At 65.0% G+C, this 24389-nt stretch carries 18 protein-coding genes; 12 read left to right on the top strand and 6 right to left on the bottom strand.

Features of this window, described 5'->3' with window-relative positions; genetic code table 11:
• From nuoK to CR917_RS16625, 6 genes are all read left to right on the top strand, one after another.
• The gene (gene nuoK, locus CR917_RS16600; RefSeq protein ID WP_010220409.1) at positions 1–309 is read left to right on the top strand and encodes an NADH-quinone oxidoreductase subunit NuoK; all 309 of its coding nucleotides are present in this window, start codon (positions 1–3) and stop codon (positions 307–309) included.
• Positions 306–2159 (top strand): NADH-quinone oxidoreductase subunit L, encoded by a 1854-nt coding sequence (gene nuoL / locus CR917_RS16605; RefSeq protein WP_043860872.1) that lies wholly within the window; start codon positions 306–308, stop codon positions 2157–2159. The genes nuoK and nuoL overlap by 4 nt, the downstream gene beginning before the upstream one ends.
• Before the next feature lie 39 nt (positions 2160–2198).
• Positions 2199–3731: an NADH-quinone oxidoreductase subunit M gene (gene nuoM / locus CR917_RS16610; protein WP_043860873.1), complete on the top strand. Its 1533-nt coding sequence runs from the start codon at positions 2199–2201 to the stop codon at positions 3729–3731.
• 7 nt (positions 3732–3738) lie between these two features.
• Complete coding sequence (nuoN, locus tag CR917_RS16615) at positions 3739–5208, top strand: NADH-quinone oxidoreductase subunit NuoN (protein WP_104572625.1); 1470 nt, start codon at positions 3739–3741, stop codon at positions 5206–5208.
• Positions 5209–5256: 48 nt separating this feature from the next.
• The gene (locus CR917_RS27450; protein WP_173925054.1) at positions 5257–5643 is read left to right on the top strand and encodes a hypothetical protein; all 387 of its coding nucleotides are present in this window, start codon (positions 5257–5259) and stop codon (positions 5641–5643) included.
• 351 nt (positions 5644–5994) lie between these two features.
• Positions 5995–8082 (top strand): TonB-dependent receptor domain-containing protein, encoded by a 2088-nt coding sequence (locus CR917_RS16625; protein ID WP_104572626.1) that lies wholly within the window; start codon positions 5995–5997, stop codon positions 8080–8082.
• Positions 8083–8099: 17 nt separating this feature from the next.
• Here the strand turns inward: CR917_RS16625 and CR917_RS16630 are convergent, their stop codons facing one another.
• Complete coding sequence (locus tag CR917_RS16630; protein WP_043860876.1) at positions 8100–9161, bottom strand: AI-2E family transporter; 1062 nt, start codon at positions 9159–9161, stop codon at positions 8100–8102.
• Positions 9162–9281: 120 nt separating this feature from the next.
• Between CR917_RS16630 and yegQ the strand changes: the two genes are divergently transcribed.
• The gene (gene yegQ, locus CR917_RS16635; RefSeq protein WP_043860877.1) at positions 9282–10601 is read left to right on the top strand and encodes a tRNA 5-hydroxyuridine modification protein YegQ; all 1320 of its coding nucleotides are present in this window, start codon (positions 9282–9284) and stop codon (positions 10599–10601) included.
• A gap of 84 nt (positions 10602–10685) precedes the next feature.
• Here yegQ and CR917_RS16640 read toward each other — a convergent pair whose 3' ends face one another.
• Positions 10686–13007 (bottom strand): acylase, encoded by a 2322-nt coding sequence (locus CR917_RS16640; RefSeq protein ID WP_371920440.1) that lies wholly within the window; start codon positions 13005–13007, stop codon positions 10686–10688.
• Between the two features lie 208 nt (positions 13008–13215).
• On the opposite strand from CR917_RS16640, the gene CR917_RS16645 reads away from it, so the two are divergent.
• The gene (locus CR917_RS16645; RefSeq protein ID WP_088515161.1) at positions 13216–13602 is read left to right on the top strand and encodes a fe2+ zn2+ uptake regulation protein; all 387 of its coding nucleotides are present in this window, start codon (positions 13216–13218) and stop codon (positions 13600–13602) included.
• 40 nt (positions 13603–13642) lie between these two features.
• On the opposite strand, the gene CR917_RS16650 is transcribed toward CR917_RS16645, so the two are convergent.
• The gene (locus CR917_RS16650) at positions 13643–13831 is read right to left on the bottom strand and encodes a hypothetical protein (protein ID WP_043860879.1); all 189 of its coding nucleotides are present in this window, start codon (positions 13829–13831) and stop codon (positions 13643–13645) included.
• A gap of 454 nt (positions 13832–14285) precedes the next feature.
• On the opposite strand from CR917_RS16650, the gene CR917_RS16655 reads away from it, so the two are divergent.
• Positions 14286–14666 carry a Mor transcription activator family protein gene (locus CR917_RS16655; protein WP_043860880.1) on the top strand — a complete coding sequence of 127 codons (381 nt, stop codon included), beginning with the start codon at positions 14286–14288 and terminating at the stop codon, positions 14664–14666.
• 79 nt (positions 14667–14745) lie between these two features.
• On the opposite strand, the gene CR917_RS16660 is transcribed toward CR917_RS16655, so the two are convergent.
• The 3 genes from CR917_RS16660 to CR917_RS16670 form a co-directional block, all read right to left on the bottom strand.
• The gene (locus tag CR917_RS16660; RefSeq protein WP_104572628.1) at positions 14746–18420 is read right to left on the bottom strand and encodes a translocation/assembly module TamB domain-containing protein; all 3675 of its coding nucleotides are present in this window, start codon (positions 18418–18420) and stop codon (positions 14746–14748) included.
• Complete coding sequence (locus CR917_RS16665) at positions 18417–20156, bottom strand: autotransporter assembly complex family protein (RefSeq protein WP_104572629.1); 1740 nt, start codon at positions 20154–20156, stop codon at positions 18417–18419. Before CR917_RS16665 ends, CR917_RS16660 begins: the two co-directional genes overlap by 4 nt.
• 66 nt (positions 20157–20222) lie before the next feature.
• Positions 20223–20873: an N-acetyltransferase gene (locus CR917_RS16670; protein WP_043860883.1), complete on the bottom strand. Its 651-nt coding sequence runs from the start codon at positions 20871–20873 to the stop codon at positions 20223–20225.
• 148 nt (positions 20874–21021) lie between these two features.
• On the opposite strand from CR917_RS16670, the gene xthA reads away from it, so the two are divergent.
• The 3 genes from xthA (at position 21022) to CR917_RS16685 (ending at position 24389) form a co-directional block, all read left to right on the top strand.
• Complete coding sequence (xthA, locus tag CR917_RS16675) at positions 21022–21834, top strand: exodeoxyribonuclease III (protein WP_043860884.1); 813 nt, start codon at positions 21022–21024, stop codon at positions 21832–21834.
• A gap of 85 nt (positions 21835–21919) precedes the next feature.
• Positions 21920–23230 carry a substrate-binding domain-containing protein gene (locus tag CR917_RS16680; RefSeq protein WP_104572630.1) on the top strand — a complete coding sequence of 437 codons (1311 nt, stop codon included), beginning with the start codon at positions 21920–21922 and terminating at the stop codon, positions 23228–23230.
• 160 nt (positions 23231–23390) lie between these two features.
• On the top strand, positions 23391–24389 hold the full coding sequence (locus tag CR917_RS16685) for a TerC family protein (RefSeq protein ID WP_078480753.1): 999 nt from the start codon (positions 23391–23393) through the stop codon (positions 24387–24389).

Genomic DNA, 24389 nt, shown 5'->3' on the forward strand with positions numbered 1-24389 from the left:
ATGTCAGCAATTCCTCTCGAACACGGCCTGGCCGTCGCCGGCATCCTGTTCTGCCTCGGCCTGGTCGGGCTGATGGTGCGCCGCAACATTCTGTTCGTACTGATGAGCCTGGAAATCATGATGAACGCCTCGGCACTGGCATTCATCGTGGCGGGCAGCCGCTGGGCGCAACCGGACGGGCAGATCATGTTCATCCTGGTGATCAGCCTGGCCGCCGCCGAGGCCAGTATCGGCCTGGCGATCCTGCTGCAGTTGTATCGCCGCTTCCACACTCTCGATATCGATGCTGCCAGTGAGATGCGCGGATGAACCTACTCTTTCTGACCTTCGTCTTCCCCCTGATCGGCTTTGTGCTGCTGTCGTTCTCGCGCGGGCGGTTCTCGGAGAACCTGTCGGCGCTTATCGGTGTCGGTTCGATCGGCCTCTCGGCCATCGTGGCCGCCTACGTGATCTGGCAGTTCAACGTCGCCCCGCCTGAAGGCGGCGCGTACAGCCAACTGCTGTGGCAGTGGATGCAGGTGGGCGACTTCAAGCCCAACTTCACCCTGTACCTGGACGGCCTGTCGGTGACCATGCTCGGCGTGGTGGTCGGCGTGGGCTTCCTGATCCACCTGTTCGCCTCGTGGTACATGCGTGGTGAAGCCGGCTACTCGCGCTTCTTCGCCTACACCAACCTGTTCATTGCCAGCATGCTGTTCCTGATCCTGGGCGACGACCTGCTGTTCATCTACTTCGGTTGGGAAGGCGTGGGCCTGTGCTCGTACCTGTTGATCGGTTTCTACTACAGCAACCGCAACAACGGCAACGCGGCGCTCAAGGCCTTCATCGTCACCCGTATCGGCGACGTGTTCATGGCCATCGGCCTGTTCATCCTGTTCCAGCAACTGGGCACCCTGAACATCCAGCAACTGCTGGTGCTGGCGCCGCAGAAGTTCCAGGCCGGTGATTTCTGGATCGTGCTGGCAACCCTGATGCTGCTGGGCGGCGCCGTGGGCAAATCGGCCCAGCTGCCGCTGCAGACCTGGCTTGCAGACGCGATGGCCGGCCCTACTCCGGTATCGGCACTGATCCACGCCGCCACCATGGTGACCGCCGGTGTCTACCTGATCGCACGTACCCACGGCCTGTTCGCCCTGGCACCCGACGTGCTGCACCTGGTGGGTGTGGTCGGCGGCGTGACCCTGGTGCTGGCCGGCTTTGCCGCGCTGGTACAGACCGACATCAAGCGTATCCTGGCCTACTCGACCATGAGCCAGATCGGCTACATGTTCCTGGCCCTGGGCGTGGGCGCCTTCGACGGCGCGATCTTCCACCTGATGACCCACGCCTTCTTCAAGGCCCTGCTGTTCCTTGCCTCCGGTGCGGTGATCGTTGCCTGCCACCACGAGCAGAACATCTTCAAGATGGGCGGCCTGTGGAAGAAACTGCCACTGGCCTACGCCAGCTTCATCGTCGGTGGTGCCGCCCTGGCTGCCCTGCCGCTGCTGACCGCCGGCTTCTACTCCAAGGACGAGATCCTCTGGGAAGCCTTCGCCAGCGGCAACAGCGGCTTGCTGTACGCCGGCCTGGTGGGTGCGTTCATGACCTCGCTGTACACCTTCCGCCTGATCTTCATCGCCTTCCACGGCGAAGCCAAGACCGAAGCCCACGCTGGCCACGGCATCTCGCACTGGCTGCCGCTGGGCGTGCTGATCGTGCTGTCGACCTTCGTCGGCGCCTGGATCCACCCACCGCTGGCCGGCGTGCTGCCGCAGAGCGTCGGGCATGCCGGTGGCGAAGCCAAGCACAGCCTGGAAATCGCCTCGGGTGCCATCGCCATCGCCGGTATCCTGCTGGCCGCCATGCTGTTCCTGGGCAAGCGTCGCCTGGTTACCGCGATCGCCAACAGCGGTATCGGTCGTGTGCTGTCGGCCTGGTGGTTCGCCGCCTGGGGCTTCGACTGGATCTACGACAAGCTGTTCGTCAAACCTTACCTGCTGATCAGCCACATCCTGCGCAAGGATCCGGTTGACCGCAGCATCGGCCTGATTCCGCGTTTGGCCAAGGGCGGTCATGCCGCCATGAGCAAAACCGAAACCGGTCAGCTGCGCTGGTACACCGCCTCGATCGCCATTGGTGCCGTGCTTGTGCTCGGTGCCGTTGTTGTGGCTGCGGTCTGATATGAACCTTGCGACTTTGCGAAAGGAATTGAGCCCGTCATGATTTTGCCTTGGCTGATCCTGATCCCCTTTATCGGCGGCCTGCTGTGCTGGCTGGGTGAGCGCTTCGGCGCCACCCTGCCGCGCTACATCGCGCTGCTGACCATGTCCCTGCTGCTTGGTATCGGCCTCTGGCTGTGGGCCAACGGCGACTACACCCTGGCGCCTGCGCCGGGTGCCGCGCCACAGTGGGCCTACGAGTTCAAAGTGCTGTGGATCGAGCGCTTCGGCATCAGCCTGCACCTGGCCCTGGACGGCCTGTCGCTGCTGATGATCCTGCTCACCGGCCTGCTCGGTGTGCTCTCGGTACTGTGTTCCTGGAAAGAGATCCAGCGCCACGTCGGCTTCTTCCACCTCAACCTGATGTGGATCCTGGGCGGCGTGGTCGGTGTGTTCCTGGCCCTGGACCTGTTCCTGTTCTTCTTCTTCTGGGAAATGATGCTGGTGCCGATGTATTTCCTCATCGCGCTCTGGGGTCACAGCTCCTCGGACGGCAAGAAGACCCGGATCTACGCAGCCACCAAGTTCTTCATCTTCACCCAGGCCAGCGGCCTGATCATGCTGGTGGCGATCCTGGGCCTGGTACTGGTCAACTACGGCAACACCGGTGTGATCACCTTCGACTACACCCAGTTGCTCAAGGCCGACCTGCCGGCGGGTACCGAATACCTGCTGATGCTGGGCTTCTTCATCGCCTTCGCGGTCAAGCTGCCGGTAGTACCGTTCCACTCCTGGCTGCCTGACGCCCACGCCCAGGCGCCGACTGCCGGTTCCGTCGACCTGGCCGGTATCCTGCTGAAGACCGCGGCCTACGGCCTGCTGCGTTTTGCCCTGCCGCTGTTCCCGAACGCCTCGGCCGAGTTCGCGCCGATCGCCATGACCCTGGGTCTGATCGGGATCTTCTACGGTGCATTCCTGGCCTTCGCGCAAACCGACATCAAGCGCCTGATCGCGTTCTCCAGCGTCTCGCACATGGGCTTCGTGCTGATCGGCATCTACTCCGGCAGCCAGCAGGCCCTGCAGGGCGCGGTGATCCAGATGCTGGCCCACGGCCTGTCGGCGGCGGCGCTGTTCATCCTCAGCGGCCAGCTGTACGAGCGTCTGCACACCCGTGACATGCGTCAGATGGGTGGCCTGTGGTCGCGCATCGCCTACCTGCCGGCCATCAGCCTGTTCTTCGCCGCGGCTTCGCTGGGCTTGCCGGGTACCGGCAACTTCGTCGGCGAGTTCCTGATCCTGATCGGCAGCTTCGTCAGTGCCCCATGGGTCACCGCGATTGCCACCTCCGGCCTGGTGTTCGGCTCGGTGTACTCGCTGATCATGATCCACCGCGCCTACTTCGGCCCGGCCAAGTCCGACGAAGTACTGGCCGGCATGGACAACCGCGAACTGATCATGGTGCTGGGCCTGGCGGTACTGCTGATTGTGCTGGGCGTTTACCCGCAGCCGTTCCTGGATACCTCCGCCGCCACCATGAGTGGTGTGCAGCAGTGGCTCGGCTCCGCTTTCACTCAACTCGCTTCGGCCCGGTAAGAGCGCTATGGACCTGACGATTCAACACTTTATTGCGCTTGCGCCACTGCTGATCACCAGTATCACCATCGTCGTGGTGATGCTGGCCATCGCCTGGCGCCGCAATCACTCGCAAACCTTCCTGCTGTCGACCGTGGGGCTGAACCTGGCCCTGCTGTCGATCATCCCGACCCTCAAGGTGGCCCCGCTGGCGGTCACCCCATTGCTGACCGTCGACAGCTTCGCGTGCCTGTACATGGCGTTGATCCTGGTCGCCACCCTGGCCTGCGTGACCCTGGCGCATGCCTACCTGGGTGACGGCGGCAAGGGTTACCCGGGCAACCGCGAAGAGCTCTACCTGCTGATCCTGATGGCGGCCCTGGGCGGCCTGGTGCTGGTCTGCGCGCAACACCTGGCCGGCCTGTTCATCGGCCTGGAGCTGCTCTCGGTACCGGTGTATGGCCTGGTGGCGTATGCATTCTTCAACAAGCGTTCGCTGGAAGCCGGCATCAAGTACATGGTGCTGTCGGCAGCCGGTTCCGCGTTCCTGCTGTTCGGCATGGCGCTACTGTATGCCGACGCCGGCAGCCTGAGCTTCGACGGCATCGGCAAGGCCCTGGCCACCACCAGCCTGCCAAGCCTGATTGCCCAGCTGGGCCTGGGCATGATGCTGGTCGGCCTGGCGTTCAAGCTGTCGCTGGTACCGTTCCACCTGTGGACCCCGGACGTATACGAAGGTGCTCCGGCGCCGGTTGCCGCGTTCCTGGCCACCGCGAGCAAGGTGGCTGTATTCGCCGTTGTGGTACGCCTGTTCATGCTCTCCCCTGCTGCCAGCAGCGGCGTGCTGACCACCGTGCTGTCGGTGATTGCAGCGGCCTCGATTCTGGTCGGCAACCTGCTGGCGCTGACCCAGAGCAACCTCAAGCGTCTGCTGGGTTACTCCTCGATCGCCCACTTCGGTTACCTGCTGATTGCGCTGGTGGCGAGCAAGGGCATGGCGGTGGAAGCCATTGGCGTGTACCTGGTGACCTACGTGATCACCAGCCTGGGCGCGTTTGGCGTCATCACCCTGATGTCCTCGCCTTACAAGGGCCGTGATGCCGATGCCCTGTACGAGTACCGCGGCCTGTTCTGGCGTCGTCCGTACCTGACGGCGGTACTGACCGTGATGATGCTGTCGCTGGCGGGTATTCCGCTGACCGCGGGCTTCATCGGCAAGTTCTACATCATTGCTACCGGCGTCGAGTCGCAGCTGTGGTGGCTGGTGGGTGCGTTGGTGATCGGTAGTGCGATCGGGGTGTTCTACTACCTGCGCGTGATGGTCACCCTGTACCTGATCGAGCCGAACCTGCGTCGTCACGATGCGCCGTTGAACTGGGAGCAGCGTACCGGTGGCGTGATGTTGCTGGCGATTGCGATTCTGGCGTTCGTGCTGGGTGTATATCCGCAGCCGTTGCTGGACCTGGTGCAGCATGCAGGTTTGCAGTTGCTTGGTTGAGTGCTGATGCATTGACAGGACACCCCGCTTCGGCGGGGTGTTTTGTTTTTGGCGATTGAACAACCCATCCCCAGCACCGCCGTTGCTCTTGCTCTTGCTCTTGCTCTTGCTCTTGCTCTTGCTCTTGCTCTTGCTCTTGCTCTTGCTCTTGCTCTTGCTCTTGCTCTTGCTCTTGCTCTTGCTCTTGCTCTTGCTCTTGCTCTTGCTCTTGCTCTTGCTCTTGCTCTTGCTCTTGCTCTTGCTCTTGCTCTTGCTCTTGCTCTTGCTCTTGCTCTTGCTCTTGCTCTTGCTCTTGCTCTTGCTCTTGCTCTTGCTCTTGCTCTTGCTCTTGATCTTGATCTTGATCTTGATCTTGATCTTGATCTTGATCTTGATCTTGATTGTCCGGCCTGTCAGGAGGCCGAGTGGAGGTGTCGTGCAGGGGGCGGGGCGTAGCCCCTTCGGCGTTAGCCGAAGCGAGCGACTGTTAGAATTGCGCAGCAACTCGGGTCGCGTGCCCCCTGGACGGCGCCGGAGGGAGGGAACCCGGAGCGAAGCGTAGGGCCGTATGTTTGGCCGGGGACCTTTTGGTTACTTTTGCGTCCTTGCAAAAGTGACCCGCTGTAAGAGCGGAAGGCGTCATTCGCAGCGCTATCCATGCCGGATAAACACACCGCTCGATAAAATCGACGACCGTGAACATATCCAGAGCAGATCAAAAGCATGACTGCACTACAGATCACCCACTGTGCTTCGTCTGATACTTGCAACGTCAGATAGCCGCCCAACCGTCCCGGAACCCCTTCGATGCACCCCACCCTGCCCCGCTCGTCCCTCGCCGTATTGATCGCCTGCACCGCCACCGCCCAAGCCAACCCAGGCATCGAACTCGGCCAGGTACTGATCCAGGACCAGGAACACAACGAACTTCAGGACGCCCGCGAGCGCCTGCAGCAAATCCCCGGGGCCACCAACCTGATCGACATGCAACAGGTCGAACAAGGCCGCGTCGCCAGCAACCAGGACGTGCTCGCCTACCAGCCCGGCGTGTTCGCCCAATCCGCCGGCAACGACGGCATCAAACTGTCGATTCGCGGCTCGGGCCTCAACCGTGCCCCCGGCGCCCACGGCTCCGGCGTATACACCCTGTTCGACGGCCTGCCCCTGACCGGCCCCGGCGGCACGCCCTATGAATTGTTCGAGCCCCTGTGGCTAAGCCGCGCCGAGGTACTGCGCGGCGCCAACGGCTTCGACCGCGGCGCCCTGGCCCTGGGCGGCGCCATCAACTATGTGACCCACACCGGCTACGACGCCGCGCCCCTGCAGGTACGGGTCGAGGCCGGCAGCCGTGGCTACGGCAAACGCCAGGTCAGCTCCGGCCAGGTACTGGGTGACCTGGACTACTACGTCGCCCTCACCGACTCGGAATACGACGGCTACCAGGACCACAGCAGCGGCAGCAGCAAGGGCATCGCCGCCAACGTCGGCTACCGCTTCAACCCCAACCTGGAAACCCGCTTCTACCTGCGTTACCGCGAAACTGAAAACGAACTGGCCGGGCGCCTGACCAAGGACCAGATCAAGCACCACCCGCGCTCTGCCAACCCGCTGTACCTGAGCCGCGACGCCAGCCGCCCGCAACCGGGCAGCACCTGGCTGGGCAACAAGACCACCTTCTACCTCGATGACGACTCGCAACTGGAAGCCGGCCTGGTCTACCACGACTACCCCATGGACCTGCGTGAAGGCACCAAGCGCCTCAAGGTGGCGTACACCGATGTCAGCGGCACGCTCAACTACCTGCGCCGCGACACCCTGTTCGGCCACGAGAGCAAGACAACCCTGGGTTGGCGCACCACCAAGCACCTGCCCAACACGGGGGCCTCGGAGTTCGTGCGGGTCGAGACCGACCCCACTCAGCCCATAGGCACCAAGACCCGCGACTTCACCTACCAGGGCTCGGACAGCGTCCTCCACTTCAGCAACGAACTGGAACTGGTGCCAGACCTGTGGCTGACCAGCGGCCTGGCGATGATCTATACCCGCCGAGAAAGCGCCGTCACTTATCCGGCCAGCGGCGGTAAGGTCAGCCAGCATGACTGGGACTACGCCCCGCGCCTGGGGCTGCGCTACGACTTCAGCCCCGCGCTGCAGCTGTACGGCAACCTGAGCCGCTCGGTGGAGCCTGCGCACCCCTGGGCACTGATCTGGAGCTCGCCAGCGATCAATTTCATACAGACCCAACCCATCGAGCTGCGCAACCAGACCGCCACTACCCTGGAGCTCGGCACCCGCGGCGACTCGCGGCTGGGACGCTGGGACCTGGCCTGGTATTACTCGGCCGTGCGCCACGAACTGCTGACAGTGGAAACCGTGGCCGCCAGCAACAACGCCATCGTCGGCGAGGTGAATGCCAGCCCTACCGTGCACCAGGGGGTGGAAGCCAGCCTCGACAGCCTGCTGTGGGAACACAGCGGAGTTGGCCGGGTGTCGCTGCGCCAGGCCTACACCTTCAGCGACTTCCACTACCGCGATGACGCGGCGTTCGGCGACAACCGCCTGCCCGGCATGCCGATGCACTACTACCAGGCGCAGGTGCGCCTGGACCATCCCAGCGGCTTCTATGCCGGGCTCAACACGCAGATGGCCTCAAAGGTGCAGGTCGACTACGCCAACTCCTACCAGGCCGATGCGTATGCCCTGCTGGGCGCAACCTTCGGCTACGCCTCCCCCCGACAGGACTGGACCACCTGGCTCGACCTGCGCAACCTCACCAACAAGCGCTATGCCGCAACCGTGACGCCCGGCTACGACGACAAGGGTCTCGATGCCGCACGCTCCACCCCCGGCGAAGGCTTCGCAGCCTACGTGGGCATGTCCTATAGCTGGAAGTGACGCTCGCCAGCGGCGCCTCAGGGCAGTTGCACCTGAGGCTTGGTCGCCACGAAAATCCCCCAGCTGGACATGAACAGCGCCGCGATCAACGGCCCGATGACGAAGCCGTTGAGGCCGAACACCGCCAGCCCGCCCAGGGTCGAGATCAGGATCAGGTAGTCGGGCATGCGGGTGTCCTTGCCCACCAGGATCGGGCGCAGCACGTTGTCCACCAGGCCGATCACGAACACCCCGAAGGCGGCAAGCACCACACCCTGCCAGATCGAACCGCTGAGCAGGAAGTACGCGGCCACCGGGCCCCACACGATGCCGGCACCCACCGCCGGCAGCAGCGACAGAAACGCCATCAGCACCGCCCACACCAGCGCACTGGGGATATCCAGCACCCAGAAGATGAACCCGCCGAGCGCGCCCTGGGTCACCGCCACCAGCAGGTTGCCCTTGACCGTGGCACGCACCACGCGATTGAACTTCAGTTGCAGGCGACGCTTCTGGTGTTCGGCCAGGGGCACCGCCGTGCGGATCTTGCGCACCAGCTCGGCGCCATCGCGCAGGAAGAAGTACAGCAGGTACAGCATGATGCCGAAGCTCACCAGAAACTCGAACGTGCCCTGCCCGAAGCTGAACGCCTGGGTGGCGAAGAACTGGCTGCCCTGCATCGCGCCCTTGGCGATCTTGTCGCGCAAGCCCTCCAGATCCCCCATGCCCAGGCGTTCCAGGCCATGCTGGGCCACAGCGGGCAGCATGTCCTTGAAGCGCTCGATGTAGCCGGCGATATCCAGTTGGCCGCTCTCGATGTTCTTGTACAGCGTGGCGCCTTCCTGAACCAGCAACGTGCTGATGACGATCACCGGCAGAATCGCGATCAGCAGGCACACCAAGAGCGTGATACCCGCCGCCAGGTTGCGCCGCCAGCCCAGGCGCAACAGCAACCGGCGCTGCAACGGCGCAAACACGATGCCCAGGATCACCGCCCAGAACACCGCGCCGTAGTAGGGCAATAGAATCCAGATGAAGGCCAGGGTCACCAGGACCAGCAACCACATCAGGGCTTTTTGCTGCAATACCGATTCGTTCATGTCCGCTCCTTTGCGCTCTGATGATTAGTGCGCGGCGCACTGCAGAAAGTGCCGTTGCCGTGGATCAATAAAATCGGTGGTGCAGGCGCGTAGCATCCGCGCTTTTGTCGCGACCTTGCCATGACCCACCTCGCCCGACCCGAACTGCTCGCCCCTGCCGGCACCCTGAAGAACATGCGCTATGCCTTCGCCTACGGCGCCGATGCGGTCTACGCCGGCCAGCCGCGCTACAGCCTGCGTGTGCGCAACAACGAATTCGACCATGCCAACCTGGCGCTGGGCATCCAGGAAGCCCAGGCCCAGGGCAAGCGGTTCTACGTGGTGGTCAACATCGCCCCGCACAATGCCAAGCTCAAGACCTTCCTCAAGGACCTGGAACCTGTGATCGCCATGGGCCCGGACGCGCTGATCATGTCCGACCCTGGGCTGATCATGCTGGTGCGCCAGCACTTCCCGGCCATGCCGATCCACCTGTCAGTACAGGCCAATACGGTGAACTGGGCCAGTGTCGCGTTCTGGCAATCCCAGGGCCTGAGCCGGGTGATCCTGTCCCGGGAGCTGTCGCTGGAAGAAATCGAAGAGATCCGCCAGCAGGTGCCGGCGATGGAGCTGGAAGTGTTCGTGCACGGCGCCCTGTGCATGGCGTATTCGGGGCGCTGCCTGCTGTCGGGCTACCTGAACCGGCGCGATGCCAACCAGGGCAGCTGCACCAACGCCTGCCGCTGGCAGTACAGCGCCACCCCGGCCCAGGAAAACGAGGTGGGTGACATCGTGCGCGAAGTCCAGCCGACCCTGGGCGTCGGCGCCCCCACCAACCAGGTGTTCGTGCTGCAGGAAGCCAACCGGCCCGGCGAAGACATGCCGGCATTCGAGGACGAGCACGGCACCTACATCATGAACGCCAAGGACCTGCGTGCCGTGCAGCACGTCGGGCGCCTGACCCGCATGGGGGTGCACTCGCTGAAGATCGAGGGGCGTACCAAGTCGCACTTCTACTGTGCCCGCACCACCCAGGCGTACCGGCAGGCCATCGACGATGCGCTGGCGGGGCGTGAATTCGACCGTTCGCTGATGCTCGACCTGGAGTCATTGGCGCAACGCGGCTACACCGAAGGCTTCTTGCGCCGCCACGTGCACGACGAGTACCAGAACTACGAGCGGGGCAACTCGGTGTCCGAGCGCCAGCAATTCGTGGGCGAGCTGACCGGGGAGCGGGTCGACGGGCTGGCCGAGGTCAAGGTCAAGAACCGTTTCGGGCTGGGCGATCACCTGGAGCTGATGACGCCGCGGGGCAACTACCATTTCGACCTGCACCAGCTGCGGGATCGCGCGGGCAATCCGCTGGAGGTGGCGCCGGGGGATGGGCACACGGTGTACCTGCCGATTCCCGAACAGGTGGAGCTGGGCTTCGGGCTGTTGTTGCGGGATCTGAATACGTAGCCACGCTATCGCGGGTCAAGCCCGCCCCCACAGGTAGTGCGCAATCCTGGTGGGAGCGGGCTTGACCCGCGATGCAGCCGACGCTCAACGTGGGCTGCTGGCTACAGCTGCAGTATCCGTCTCACGTATCACCTGCACCTGATACTGCGGGTCCGCCTTGATCTGCGCCTCGGTGAATGGAATGGTGTGCCAGTGCCCGGCCGAGAACGCACGGGTCTGGTCACTGGCATGCACCGACCCCGCCTCGCTGGACTGGGAAAACGCCAGCAGCCCCTGCGCGTGCGGCCCCTTGTCATCGAAACTGACCACCTGCAGGTAACTGGTGCCGCTGATCACGGTGCGCTTGCCCCCCTCGCCCGGCACGCTCTGCATGGCGTTGTACACCCCAAGGCTCGACGGCCCGCCATGCATCGGCGTGCCGTCGCCCGCCCGCTGGATCTGCCCCCACTGCACATTCGCACTCAGCCCGGCCTCGGCCACCTGCGCCTGCGACGCCAATGCCGCCGCACGCACGGCCCTGGCCACCTCGGCACGCTCCAGCGCAAGGCCGCGTGGGGTGTGCTGGGGGTCGGCCGGATCGAATGCCACGCGCCAGAACTCACCGTGCTCCTGCAACGCCTGCAGGATGTTCTGGAAGTGCACCAGGCCGATGCCACTGGCCAGGCCGGCCTTGCCATCCCACGCCGCCAGGCTGTCGCATACGGCCTTGAGCTGCGGATCGGCCGTCGCGCCCTTGCACCACTGCAACAGGTCGGGCAGCGCCAGCTCGGCCAGGTACACCTTGTCGTCCATGACCATGTGGTGCAGGTCCTGCGCGCTGATCTTGCCGGGGCGGTTCAACCGCTGCAGGGCAAAGCGGCTGCGCGGGCCCAGGGGCACGTCTTCGCGGCTGATGATCGGCGAGTAGCCGCGCAGCGGCTGCGCCGGGTTGACCATCCAGGCCGAATCGTTGGAGTGCTGTACGAAGTCGCCACGCAGCAGGCTGGGCTGCAGTTGCGCGGGGAAGATACCGGGCTGCGCCGCTCGCGCATCGACCTTCCAGTTGCAGGCGCTGCGCGAACCGTCGAGCACGATCAGTTCCAGGCCCGCCGCCGGGTCGCTGCACTGCGCCAGCAGCGGCGCATCCACATAGGGCACCACCGACTGGTTCAGGTACAACGCCTGCCCCCTGGCATCCACCGCCAGTGTGTTGACCCAGGGTATGCCCTGCAGGCGCTGCACCGACTGCTGCAGGGCCTGCAGGCTGTCGGCCTGGTTCATGCTGTACCACTGCTGCAGCACGCGGGTGTTGCCCAGGTTGGCATCACGCAGGCTGAAGGCCACCTGCCCGGTCCAGTCCAGCCGCCCGGGCCACTGCACCAGCGGGCCGTAGATCGTGCCGTACAGCTCGCGGGTGACCACCTGCTGCTGGCCGTCCTCAGCCTTGACCGACACGCTCACCGGCTGGCGGGTCATGGGGGTGGACACGCCGTCGAGCAGGTAGCGGGTCGAGTCTTTGGGGTCCAGTTGCAAGCGGTGCAAGGTGAAGTGCCGGGAGGTGTCGACGGTGTGCGTCCAGGCCAGATGCCGGTTGAAACCGATGTTGATCAGCGGCAGGCCGGGCAACGCGGCGCCCATCACGTCCAGCTTGCCGGGGATGCTCAACTGCATCTGGTAGAAGCGCATGCCACCCACCCACGGGAAATGCGGGTTGGCCAGCAACAGGCCACGGCCATTGGCCGAACGCTCGTGCCCTATCGCCACCGCGTTGCTGCCGCGCTCAAGCGCAAAGTTGGCCTGGCGCGCCTGGGCCACACTGAAGGCCGCAGCCGGCAACCCCGCCGCTGCAGCGGGGGGCGCGGCACCGGCCACGGCTTCGACGAACTGCCCGGCCCCACCCTCGACCAGCAGGCGCCGGGTCAGCTTGACCAGGTCCAGGGCGGTGATGGGGCGCAGCCACTCGGCCTGCTGGCACTGGGCAGGCAGGCCCTGGGCAGTGCGCTCGGCCAGCGCGCGGTTGTAGCCCAGCGCGTAGCCTTCGAGCAATGAACGGATCGGCGCCGGTTGCGCCTGCCAGTACGCAGACACCGCCGCCGGCGTGTTCAGCCAGGTGAAAAACACGTCGCTGGCCAGGTTTTCACGCTGCTCCAGGGTCAGCGCCTGCGGCCCGAAGAACCGCGAGCGCTCACCGTTGACGGTCACCACTTCGTTGGCCAGCAGGCACAGGTTGTCCTGCGCGTAGGCATACCCGATGCCATAGCCCAGGCCACGCTCATCGCGGGCCACGATGTGCGGCACACCGAAGCTGGTGCGGCGGATCTCGGCCCGGGCCTCGCCCGGCGGCGCCTCGCGGGCGTGGGCTGAACAACTCAGAGCAACCAGCAGGGCCGTCAGGCAGAACGAGGGGATCGAGCGATTGGCAGACACGCGGACTCCGGCAGCATCAGGGTGAACGAACATCCTGACTAGACGAATTTCATCATGAAAATTTACCGCTTTTGCGCCGCTCGTTCGTCTCTCTCTACATAAAGGCAATATTTTTTGCCTTGCCGATGCAGATTTGCCGCGCTCGTTCGTCTTATAGAGTGAGAGCACCACACGCAAACTGGACAGGCTCGGGAAAGGGAGTTTTCACATGTACAACCAGCAACAGCCAATCACACCGCTGCGCTTCAGACGCAAAGCCCACGCGCCGCTGCCGGAAAAGCCCGAAGCGGCTGAACCGGACCGCGCCGGCAACGAACATATCCGCGAACTGCTCAAGGCATTCGGCCTGCGCACCAGCCTGATCCGGCTGAAGGTCATCGATGCGCTGCACGCGGCCGCCAGAGAGGGGCGCAGTATCGGGGTGCGCGGGGTGCACAGCCAGCTCGAGCAGCTGGATATTCCGCTGTCGTTCCTGAGCGTTCGCGAAGTGCTCAAGCGCCTGTGCGTCGAGGGTGTGATCAGCCTGGGCAGCGACAAGTGCTACAGCCTCAACCCCGAGGCTCGCGCGGTGCTGGAACAGCCGGTTTCACGCTAGGCCAACGGCCGGGTGACGCCGGCCGCAGCCTCGCAAGCGGTCAGAACTTGACCTTGCGCCGCATGATGCCGTTCACGATCACGGCCAATACGGCTACGCCGATGGCGATGTACTGGAACACCTTTTCGCTGATCACGCCGGCGTTCTGCAGGTACGAACCGCCCAGCATGATTGCCAGCACCACCAGGGCAACCAGGATCGAGTATTTCAGGCGTTGAGCTTGAGTCATTGAAAAATCCTTACGACAACGGGTTTGAGGGCCCTACTGCGGCCGGCGGCCATGATACAACGCCACGTCACGCAGGAGGATGTTTCCCGGTTTTTCCCGACGCGACAACCTGAAATCATCCGCCAGGTGTGCCCGTGCCCTGCGTTCAGGGTTGAGCAACCTGAACCACAGCGCTGGAGCAGGCTCGCCGCAGACACGCGGCCACGCCCTCCCTGGCGCCGCTGGTTCCTACAACAGACCACCGACTTCCTCACGCAATGTGTACGGAAAGACTACCTCCCCTGACCCGCTTGCTGCCTAGTCTCCCCTTGGCGGTTGACCGAGAATTCCTTCAGGCCACTTGGCAGTTCAACGCTGTCGACGTGGGGCGCGCCGCACCTGGCAAGGATGCTCAGGCACGGACGGCACCCGATGAAGTGGCCCCTTCGCTCATACCGCCAACAAGGAAGTCATCATGGAACTGTGTGACCTGAACAAGATCGACATCGAACAACTGCCCCAGTCACTGCAGATGCTCATCGAATGCATCGGGCTGGAGCATGCCTACCGCCTGACCACCATCTACGGTGGCCGCCCCAAGTACATTCCCAAGCACCGCGAGCGCACCACGCTGGCCGAGATCCTGCCAACCGAAGCGCTGGATGCATTGATCAAGCGCTACGCCGGCATGGCGCTGGAGATTCCCAAGGCCGACCACTTCAATCGCCAGCTGCGCAACCAGCAGATCCAGCAGGAAAGCTCCAATGGCCAGTCACGCAGCGTGCTGGCCGACAAGTACGGATTGAGCCTGCGCCAGATCGGCAACATCCGGCGCCAGGAAGCGCACACGCGCTAGACACACCCCGCACACAACAACGCCAGGCGCGAGCGGTCGCGCCTGGCGTTGTTGTGTGCGCAGCCCTTGACGGGCCGTATCAGAAGTCGCGCTTGTAGAAGATATCCAGCGAGCTGGCGATACCGCTGGCAGCCTCCAGGTAGACCTTCTTGCTGAGCAGGTAGCGCAAGGCGATGGTGTTGGCCGGCTCGAACACCCCTACGCCGTAGCGCAGGCTCAGGCGCTCGGTCAGCTTGCCGCTGGCCACCACGCTGGTGTTGTCGCCGCTGCCCTGGGTGTCGAGCTGGAAGTCCTCGATGCCCAGGCTCGATGCCAGGCTGCCGGTAATCCCCGCGCTGCCCGCCAGGCCCAGGCCCAGGGCCGCCTCCGCCAGCATGTTGTTGTCTTCGCCGGTATTGCCCAGCGGACGCCCCAGCACCAGGTACGACAAGGCCTGCTCCTGGCTCATCGCCGGCTCGGAAAACACCTGGGTGGTGGGCTGTTCGGCGCTGCCGCTGAGGCGGATGCCGGCAATCACGTCGTCGGTCTGGCGAATGGCCTCGATGTCCAGGTAGGGCTGGTCGATCGGCCCGGCAAACAGCAGGCGCGCACGGCGGATGGTCAGGCGCTGGCCATAGGCGCGGTAGCGCCCATCGGCCAGGCTGAGCTCGCCACGGGTATCGAGGTTGTCGCCAATGTGCACGCGCCCCAGCAGGTTGGCGGTCAGGCCGAAGCCGCTGAATGCCAGCTTGTCCTGCCCCACCTCCACGTCGATGTCCATGGCCACGGCCATCGGCGCCTTGCCCTGCTCGGTCTGGTGGCCGACGATGACCGTGTCATCCGACACCTTGACAGTCGAAGGCGGCAGTTCGCGCACGGTGATCTTGCCCTTGGGCACCAGCACCTTGCCGGTGACCGCGAGCTTTTCGCCGATCATGTGGATCTTCAGGTCCGGCGCCACCTCCAGGTTGGCGTAGGGTTCGACGGTGACCGGCAGGCGCTGCCCCTGCAGTTGCAACTCCACCGCCAGGCCCTGGGCCCAGCCGATCTGGCCACTCAGGCGGCCCTGGCCGACCGGGCCGCTCTTCCACTCGCCCTCCAGTTGCACCTGCTCGCCTGCGATCTGTGCCCGCAGGCTGAGGTCGCTGAGGCTGATGGGCAACTCGGCCCCCGACACTTCGCCATTGCTCAGCGTCAGGTTGCCGTTGACCTGGGGCGCCAGCAGCGTACCGGTGATCTGTCCGCTGCCGTTGAGCTGGCCAGCCAGGCGCTCGACCATCGGCGCGAACGGCCGGCCCACCGACAGCTCCAGCCCGCTCAGGCGGAAGTCTCCGCTCAGCGGCTTGTTGCGCGCCAGCGGGTCGATGCGCGCCGACAGGGTCAGCTCGCCCAGGCGCCCGCCCACGAACTCCAGGCGCGTGTCCACGCGGCGCGGGCCCAGGGTGCTGTTCAGGCGCAGCGCCTGGTACGGAAAGTCCAGCCATCGATCCTTTTCCCGCACCCGCAAGGTGCCGCCACTGGCGTCCACCACGATCGACCCCTTGGGCCCGCTGGCCGGCAGGTCGAGGTTGATGTCGGCATTGAGCATGCCCTGCCAGGCGAAGTCCTTGGGCAACCACTGCGCCAGGCTTTGCAGCGGGAACTGCTTGAGGTGGTAGCGCAGGCGCGGGTCGGGCATCAGGCGCTGGTCTTCACCACACAGGCTGGCTTGCCCGGAGCGCCAGCAATGGGCGCCGAAATCCACCTGCCCATTGGCCAGGCGCTGCAACCTGGCCGGTGCCTGCAGCTGCCAGTCCTGCCCGCCCGCCTGCACCTGGCCGCGGGCCAGGCGTCCGCGCCAGTTGCCCTTGTCGAGCTGACCGTCCAGGCCCAGGTCGAGCTTGAGCTGCGGCCCATCGAGGGCCAGTTGCAATTGCTGCTTGCCAATGTCGCCCTGGCCTTTGGCGGTCAGGGTGCCCAGGTTGGTTTCGCCCAGGCGGATCGACCCGGCCTGCAGGTCGATCAGGGCACGCTGGGCGCTGTCCAGCCGGGCGTCCAGGTCAAGGCGTTGCACGCGGTTTTCGGCCTGGCCCAGTTGCTGGCCCTGCAAGGTCAGTTGCCCCTGCGGCGCCTTGAGCGTACCGGCCACATCGAGCCGACCCTTGAGCTGGCCTTGCAGTTGCGGCCACAGCTGGCCCAGGCGCGGCAGGTTGAGGTCAAGCTGACCGGCCAGGCGTTGCTGCACACTGGCGCTGCCGTTGATCTTGTTGTCCCCCAGCTGGATCAGCAAGGTGCCCAGGGTCCAGTTCTCGCCTGCACCGTCGGCCTTGGCCTGCAGCACGGCGGGCTGGCCGCGCAATCGCCCCTTGAGGTCCAGGTCGGCATTCAGGCGCAGCGTGTCGCCCTTGAGTTCGCCCTTGCTGCGCAGCGGGCCCGCCAGGGTACCCGGCAGCTCGGCCAGCCAGTACGCCGGGTTGAGCGCCGACAATTCCAGCGCCGCGTCCCACGCCACGCCCTCGGCAAACTGCACGGCGACGCTGCCGGCCACCTTGCCCTGGCCGGCTTCAAGGGCCAGCTGTGGCAGGCTGACCTGGCCCAGGTCGCCCTTGAACGGGCTGCTGACCTTGAAGGCACCTGCCGGCCCGTCCAGGTCGCCACTGAAATCGCCCTGGTAGTTGCCGTCGCGGTAGTTGACCTTGGCGTTCAGGCGCCGCAGCGTGACCTGCGGAGCCTCGTCCAGCGGGTACAGGCGCAGCCACGGGAAGTCCAGCCAGTCGATGCTGGCATCGGCAACCAGACCGCTCTGCCAGTCGGCAGTGGCGCTGAGCGTGACACGCTGCTGCGCGGCGGCGCTCAGGTCCAGGGCAGCGATCTGGGCGCCCTTGGCATCCACCCGGCCACGCAGGCTCAGGCTGATCGGCCCCTGCTCGGCCGGCAGGCGGCCGGCGCCCACCAGTTGGTAACCTTTTGCCAGGTCGCCATAGGCACTGAGTTCCAGCTGCTCGAACTGCAGGGTGTCCGGCAATCCGGCCGATGGCTTGAAGCCGGTGGCGCTCAGGCGTACCTGGGCCGGCAGGTGCTCGGCCAGGGGCTGCAACTGACCCGCCAGGCGCCCTTGCAGGTAGCCGCTGCTGTCGGCCTGCAGGTCGAGGCTTTTCTGCAGGTCGCCTTTTATCTGCACCGCCAGTTGCCAGGGCTGGTCGTCGATGGCCGGCAGTTGCACCTGGCCCTGCAGCTGCAACGGCCAGTCACCCACCGGTTGCAGCAGGCCGCTGAGGTTCAGGCTGAGGTCTTCGCGTTGCAGGTTCAGGCTGTCGATCTGCAGGCCCTGGGCGGTCCAGTGCGCAGCCAGTTGCAACTGGCTCAACTGCTCGCTGCCGTCCAGATGCAACTGGCCGACCTGTACTTCGCCCAGTTCGATCGCCACTGGCAACTGGAGGCTGGGCAACTGCAGCGGCCCGCTGTCGGGCGCTGCCTCGCTGGGGGCGAAGTCCAGGTTGACCTGCCCGGCGCGCAGTTGGTCGATACACAAGGTCATGCGCAACAGGCAGCCGGGCGACCAGGCAAACACCGGCGCAAGCACTTCGACACGGTCCTCGCCCTGCTGCCAGATCAGCCGATCGGCCTGCCATTGCCCGCCAAGGCGGCCTTGAAAATTGTCCAGCTGCAAGCCCGGCACCAGGCTCAAGGCCCAGCGGCTGCCGGCCTGGGTACCCAGCAGGATACCCACGGCCAGCACCAGCACGACCAGCAGCGCCAGCAGGGCCAGCCCGCCGCGTTTCAACACCTTGCTCACAACTCGGGCCCCATGGAAAAGTGCAAACGTATGCCGCCGTCATCGTCCAGCGCCTTGGCCAGGTCGAGCCGCAGCGGGCCGACCGGCGACACCCAGCGCACACCGAAGCCGACGCCGGTCTTGAGGCTGGGAAGCTCCAGGCTGTTGAACGAGTTGCCCTGGTCGACGAAGGTCGCCAGGCGCCACTTCTCGGCGATCGAGTACTGGTACTCGGCACTGGCGGCCACCAGGTAGCGCCCGCCGATACGGTCGCCATCGGCGTTCTTGGGTGAAAGGGTCTGGTAGTCGTAGCCACGCACGCTCTGGTCGCCACCGGCAAAGAAGCGCAGCGAGGGGGGCACCGACTTGTAGCCGTTGGTGGCGCTGCCGCCGAACTGCACCCGGCCCAGGAAGCGGTGGTTCTGCGCCACGGTGGTCAGGCCCTTGAGCAGCACGTTGCCATGCAGCAGGTTGGTGTCGGACAGCAGCCGTTCCTTGGCCACCTGCGCGTCGAACTGCAAGCGGTAGCCGTTGTGCGGGTCGATGCGGTTGTCGCTGCGCAGGTAGCTGTAGCTCACACCCGGCATCAGCAGGGTGCTCAAACCCGAATCGTCACCCAGACGGTACTCTTCGCGCTGCCACTTGAGCGATACCACGCGCTGCCAGCCGCTGGGCAGCTTGCTGTGCCATTCCGGGCCCACGGTGAGCAGTTTGCTGAGGCTGTCGGTGCCGGCGATCTCTTCGTTCTGGTAGCCGCCGGCAAAGCGCAGCTTGTCGGTCAACGGCGGGTCGAGCGGTATGTCGTACCACAGGCCGACGTTCTGGCGCGGCGCCGAAAGTTCGGTTTCCAGGCCATAGCTGTGGCCTTGCGGGTTGACCCAGTGGCGGGTCCAGTTGGCCTTGCCGCGCGGCCCGACGTCGGTCGAAAAGCCAAGGCCCAGGCCCATGGTACGGGGCTTGCGGGTTTGCAGTTGCACCTCTACCGGGATGCTCTGCGCCACGGCGGCAGTGGGCGCAGCGTCGACCCGCACGCCTTCGAAGTAGCCACTCGATTGCAGCGCGTTGTTCAGTTCGGCGATCAGTTCGGAGTCGTAGGGGGTGCCTTGCTTGAAGGGCACCATGCGTTGCAGCAGGCTCTCGTCGAACGGCGCGTCGCCTTCGAAGCGAACCTTGCCCAGCTGGTAACGCGGGCCGCTGTCGTATACCAGCTCGATATCCGCCACACCCGCCGCCGGGTCGACCGCCAGGCGCTGGCGCAGGAAATGCCCGCTGAAGAAACCGTAGCGCGAGGCCTGGTTCTGGATCAGTCGCTTGGCGTCCTCGTAGTTGCCATGGTTGAGCACTGCCCCAGGCCGCAGCGCCTTGCTCGAAGGAACCCGGAAGGCCGTCATCTCGCTGGCCGGGCCCTCGACGCGCACGGTCACCTCGCGCAGGCGCACCGGCTCGCCCGGCTCGATGCTGAGCACCAGTTGCGGGCCCTTGTCGGCCTTGGGCGAAGGTTTGACCTGGCTGTCGATCTGCGCCTGGTAGTAGCCCAGCGCCTGGGCGGCTTTTCTGGCCTGCTCCACGGCGCCGCGGCTGAAGCGCAGCAGCGCTTCTTCATCGCGGGTGCCAAGGCTGCCGATATAGCCTTCGACGTTGGCCTTGAGCTCGTTGTTGGCGGGCTTGATGCGTACTACCAGCTCGCTCTGTGCGTACACCGCGCAGCTGGCAACCCATAAAATCAACCCGCAGGTGAATCGTCCTGAATACGTCATAGGCGCGGATGCTACCAGAGCTTGGCGGTTGCCCGCAGCTCGCCGACGGTCTGATACACCACCCCTTCAGGCCTGTGCCTGGCGCAAACGCTGGGGATTGGGATGAAAAAACACATGCTCGCGGATTGGTCCTACAGCAATTTCACCGATTTCCAGGTAGCCCTGTCGCTTGTAGAACTCGAGGTAGTGGTCATTGCCGGTATTCAGTACCACCCCTTCGGACTGTTCGTCCTCGGCGCACCAGTCATGCAGCGCCAGCAGCAACTGTTCGCCATAGTGATGGCCCTGGAACTGCGGGTGAATGCCCAGGAGCGGCAGCACATGCACCGCGTCGCCCGGCACACAGGCCATGACCGCGGCCTGGTAGTCCAGGTAGCGCCGGGTACAGCGCAGGCCGGCGCTCAGCAGCATGCGCAGGCGCCACGCCCAGCTCTCGGTGATGCCCAGGCGCCGCTGCGGCGGGGCGATCAGGGCGATGCCGATCAGCCGGTCCTGCACCAGCAGGCCCAGCGCCGGCAGGTCCTGGAAGAAATGCTGACGCACCAGCTCGCGTACCGTGGCGCGCACGCGATGGTCGTAGCCGGGGCGATCGGCCTCGAACAGGTAGCGAAAGGTCGGCTCATGCCGGTAGGCCTGGTACAGCAGCGAGCGCGCCTCACGGCTGTAGCCGCTGTCGAGCTGACGAACTTCGGCCGGTACGGCAGGGGTATCGGACATGGTGACTCTCCTGGTGGGCTTCAATGCCTCTTTCTGAGTAGTGCGCGCTGGCCAACGTTCCCTTTGACTATAGGCCAGGACGCCACGCGTGCTGACACGCCGGGCGCCATCGGCTAGCATTCCCGATTTGCCTAGGATTGCGCCCCCCATGAAGATCGTCTCGTTCAACATCAATGGCCTGCGCGCCCGCCCCCATCAACTGGCCGCGCTGATCGAAAAGCACCAGCCGGACGTGATCGGCCTGCAGGAAACCAAGGTGTCCGACGAGCAGTTCCCGCTGGCCGAGGTGCAGGCGCTGGGCTACCACGTGCATTTTCACGGGCAGAAGGGCCACTACGGTGTCGCCCTGCTGTCGCGCCAGGCGCCGCTGAGCCTGGTCAAGGGCTTCAGCACCGATGAAGAGGACGCGCAGCGGCGTTTCATCTGGGGCACCTTCGCCGACGAGCACGGCAACCCCATCACCATCATGAACGGCTACTTCCCCCAGGGCGAAAGCCGCGACCACCCCACCAAGTTCCCGGCCAAGCAGCGCTTCTACGAAGACCTGCAGGCCCTGCTCGAATCCCGATTCCAGAACGACCAGCCACTGGTGGTGATGGGCGATGTGAACATCTCGCCCGAGGACTGCGACATCGGCATCGGCCCCGACAATGCCAAGCGCTGGCTGAAGACCGGCAAGTGCAGCTTCCTGCCCGAAGAGCGCGAGTGGATGGCGCGCCTGAAGAACTGGGGCCTGACCGACAGCTTCCGCCATCTGCACCCGGAAGTGGCCGACCGCTTCAGCTGGTTCGACTACCGCAGCCGCGGCTTCGAGGACGAGCCCAAGCGCGGGCTGCGCATCGACCTGATCCTGACCTCCCAGGCACTGCTGCCGCGCATCAAGGCCGCCGGGGTCGACTACGAATTGCGCGCCATGGAGAAACCCTCCGACCATGCGCCGATCTGGCTGGAACTGAACTGAGCCATGCGCTCGATGGCAGTCATTGGACTGTCATCGATCTGTCTTAATCTGCGCTCACCATCTTGAGTGCAGAGCACCCCCGGTAATGTTGCGATCTTTCTGTCTGCTGCTTGGCCTGCTGCCGGCGCTGTGCTGCGCCGAGCCGGCCAGCCTGCGCCTGCAAGGCTCCAATACCGTGGGCAGCGTGCTCGGCCCCGCGCTGGTACGCGGCCTGCTGCAGGCCCAGGGCGCCCGGTCGATCCAGACCCTGCCCGGCGCACGGCCCAACGAGGTGTGGGTGCAGGGGGTTTCGCCACAGGGCCAGACACTGCGCGTGAGCATTGCCGCCCATGGCTCGAGCACCGGCTTTGCCGCGCTCAAAAGCGGCGACGCCGACCTGGCGGCCACCTCACGCCCGATCAACGACAGCGAGCAGCAGGCGCTGCACGCGCTGGGCGACCTGAAAAGTGCCGACGCCGAACAGGTCATCGCCCTCGATGGCGTGGCCGTCATCGTGCACCCGGACAACCCGCTGCCCCAGCTGAGCACCACGCAACTGGCGCAGATCTTCGCCGGCCGCATCACCACCTGGGATGAACTGGGCGCCGGCAGCGGGCCGATCCACCTCTACGCCCGCGATGACCGCTCGGGCACCTTCGACACCTTCAAGGCCCTGGTGCTGGACGCCCAGCAGTATTCGCTGGCCAGCCACGCCAGGCGTTTCGAGTCCGGCGAGCAGTTGGCCGACGAGGTCAGTGCCGACCGCCAGGCCATCGGTTTCAGCAGCCTGGCGTCGGTGCACGGGGCCAAGGTGCTGGCCATCGTCGACGGCACCTCCCAGGCCATGCTGCCGACCCCCGCCCTGGTGGCCAGCGAAGACTACCCGCTGTCGCGGCGACTGTACCTGTACCTGCCGCCCGCCCAGCGCAACCCGCTGGCCAGTGCCCTGGTGGAGTTCGCCCAGAGCGCAGCGGGCCAGGCCATCGTGGCCAGCAGCGGGTTCGTCGCACAGCAGGTGCGGCCGGTCCAGGTACAGGCCTTGCCGGGCATGCCGGCGCAGTACCGCCAGTTGATCGCCAACGCCAGGCGCCTGAATGTCAATTTCCGCTTTCAGGAAGGCAGCGCCAGCCTCGACAACAAGGCGCTGCGCGATGTGCAGCGCGTGCTGGAGTACCTGCGCGAACACCAGAAGCTGCAGCACAGCGTGGTGCTGGTGGGGTTTGGCGACGCCAAGGACGACCCCGACCGCGCCGCCCTGCTCTCGCGCCTGCGGGCCATGGCGGTACGCCGCGAACTGGTGCGCGAAGGGGTGAACCTGCGCGAAGTGACGGGCCTCGGCGGTCAGATGCCAGTGGCGACCAATGCCGCCGAAGAAGGCCGAATCCGCAATCGCCGCGTGGAAGTCTGGGTCTACTGACTCACCCACCCGGGAAACCATTTGTAACAGCCTCCCCCCTCACCCTTTCCAGAGGCGAGCTAGGCTTTGGCTCAGTGACACCGGGCCCCTCTGACGGCTGATCGCCGCCATGTCGGAGTCACAGTTGTTTTCATACAACTACGACGACAAGGAGGGGCTCATGAGCGCTCTGCCGTTATTTCTCTTCGACGATTTCCTGGGCACGGCCGTGTGGCTGTGGCTGGTGTTCATCACCCTGGTGGTGGCTCTGCTGGTCCTGGACCTTGGCGTGCTCCACCGTCGCCCGCACGACATCGAAATGCGCGAAAGCCTGCTGCTGTACTCGGCCTACTTCAGCGTGGGGCTGCTGTTCGGTGGCTGGGTGTGGCTGGAGCTGGGTGCGCAGAGCGCGCTGGAGTTCTATACCGGGCTGCTGGTGGAACAGTCGCTGTCGATGGACAACGTGTTCGTCATGGCGATGATCTTCGGCTTTTTCGGCATCCCGCGCCGCTACCAGCACCGCGTGCTGTTCTGGGGCATTCTGGGCGTGGTGGTGCTGCGCGCCCTGATGATCGGCCTGGGCAGTGCGCTGGTGCAGGAATTCGACTGGATACTGTACCTGTTCGGCGCATTCTTGCTGTTTACCGGCCTCAAGATGCTGTTCACCCGCCACGAAACGCACCCGGACCTGGCACACAACCCGGTGATCAGGTTCGTGCGCCGGCACATGCGCGTAACCGATGACCTGCATGGGGCGCGCTTCTTCGTGCGCCTCAAGCCGGCTGGCCAGCCCAGGGCACTGCTGTACGCCACGCCGCTGTTCCTGGCCCTGGTGCTGATCGAGCTGGCCGACCTGGTGTTCGCGGTAGACAGCGTGCCGGCCATTCTGGCGATCACCCAGGACCCCTTCATCGTGTACACCTCCAACATCTTCGCCATCCTGGGCCTGCGTGCGCTGTACTTCGCCCTGGCGGCGCTGGTGCACCGCTTCGTTTACCTCAAGTACGCCCTGGCGCTGGTGCTGATATTCATCGGCGGCAAGATCTTCGCCCACGGCCTGATCGGCAAGGTGCCGCCGCTGCTGTCGCTGTGCGTGACGTTCGGGCTGCTGGCCGGTGGCGTGCTGCTGTCGCTGTTCAAGACACGAACGGCGGCCGAGGAGGTGAAACGGGTGGAGTAG

Source organism: Pseudomonas sp. BRM28, assembly GCF_002939405.1.
Classification (GTDB): Bacteria; Pseudomonadota; Gammaproteobacteria; order Pseudomonadales; family Pseudomonadaceae; genus Aquipseudomonas; species Aquipseudomonas palmensis.

Excerpts from the sequence above, each read along its gene's own strand:
- nuoK (WP_010220409.1), top strand. The coding sequence starts at position 1 with ATGTCAGCAATTCCTCTCGAACACGGCCTGGCCGTCGCCGGCATCCTG.
- nuoL (WP_043860872.1), top strand. The coding sequence starts at position 306 with ATGAACCTACTCTTTCTGACCTTCGTCTTCCCCCTGATCGGCTTTGTG.
- nuoM (WP_043860873.1), top strand. The coding sequence starts at position 2,199 with ATGATTTTGCCTTGGCTGATCCTGATCCCCTTTATCGGCGGCCTGCTG.
- nuoN (WP_104572625.1), top strand. The coding sequence starts at position 3,739 with ATGGACCTGACGATTCAACACTTTATTGCGCTTGCGCCACTGCTGATC.
- CR917_RS16625 (WP_104572626.1), top strand. The coding sequence starts at position 5,995 with ATGCACCCCACCCTGCCCCGCTCGTCCCTCGCCGTATTGATCGCCTGC.
- CR917_RS16630 (WP_043860876.1), bottom strand. The coding sequence starts at position 9,161 with ATGAACGAATCGGTATTGCAGCAAAAAGCCCTGATGTGGTTGCTGGTC.
- yegQ (WP_043860877.1), top strand. The coding sequence starts at position 9,282 with ATGACCCACCTCGCCCGACCCGAACTGCTCGCCCCTGCCGGCACCCTG.
- CR917_RS16645 (WP_088515161.1), top strand. The coding sequence starts at position 13,216 with ATGTACAACCAGCAACAGCCAATCACACCGCTGCGCTTCAGACGCAAA.
- CR917_RS16650 (WP_043860879.1), bottom strand. The coding sequence starts at position 13,831 with ATGACTCAAGCTCAACGCCTGAAATACTCGATCCTGGTTGCCCTGGTG.
- CR917_RS16655 (WP_043860880.1), top strand. The coding sequence starts at position 14,286 with ATGGAACTGTGTGACCTGAACAAGATCGACATCGAACAACTGCCCCAG.
- CR917_RS16665 (WP_104572629.1), bottom strand. The coding sequence starts at position 20,156 with ATGACGTATTCAGGACGATTCACCTGCGGGTTGATTTTATGGGTTGCC.
- CR917_RS16670 (WP_043860883.1), bottom strand. The coding sequence starts at position 20,873 with ATGTCCGATACCCCTGCCGTACCGGCCGAAGTTCGTCAGCTCGACAGC.
- xthA (WP_043860884.1), top strand. The coding sequence starts at position 21,022 with ATGAAGATCGTCTCGTTCAACATCAATGGCCTGCGCGCCCGCCCCCAT.
- CR917_RS16680 (WP_104572630.1), top strand. The coding sequence starts at position 21,920 with ATGTTGCGATCTTTCTGTCTGCTGCTTGGCCTGCTGCCGGCGCTGTGC.
- CR917_RS16685 (WP_078480753.1), top strand. The coding sequence starts at position 23,391 with ATGAGCGCTCTGCCGTTATTTCTCTTCGACGATTTCCTGGGCACGGCC.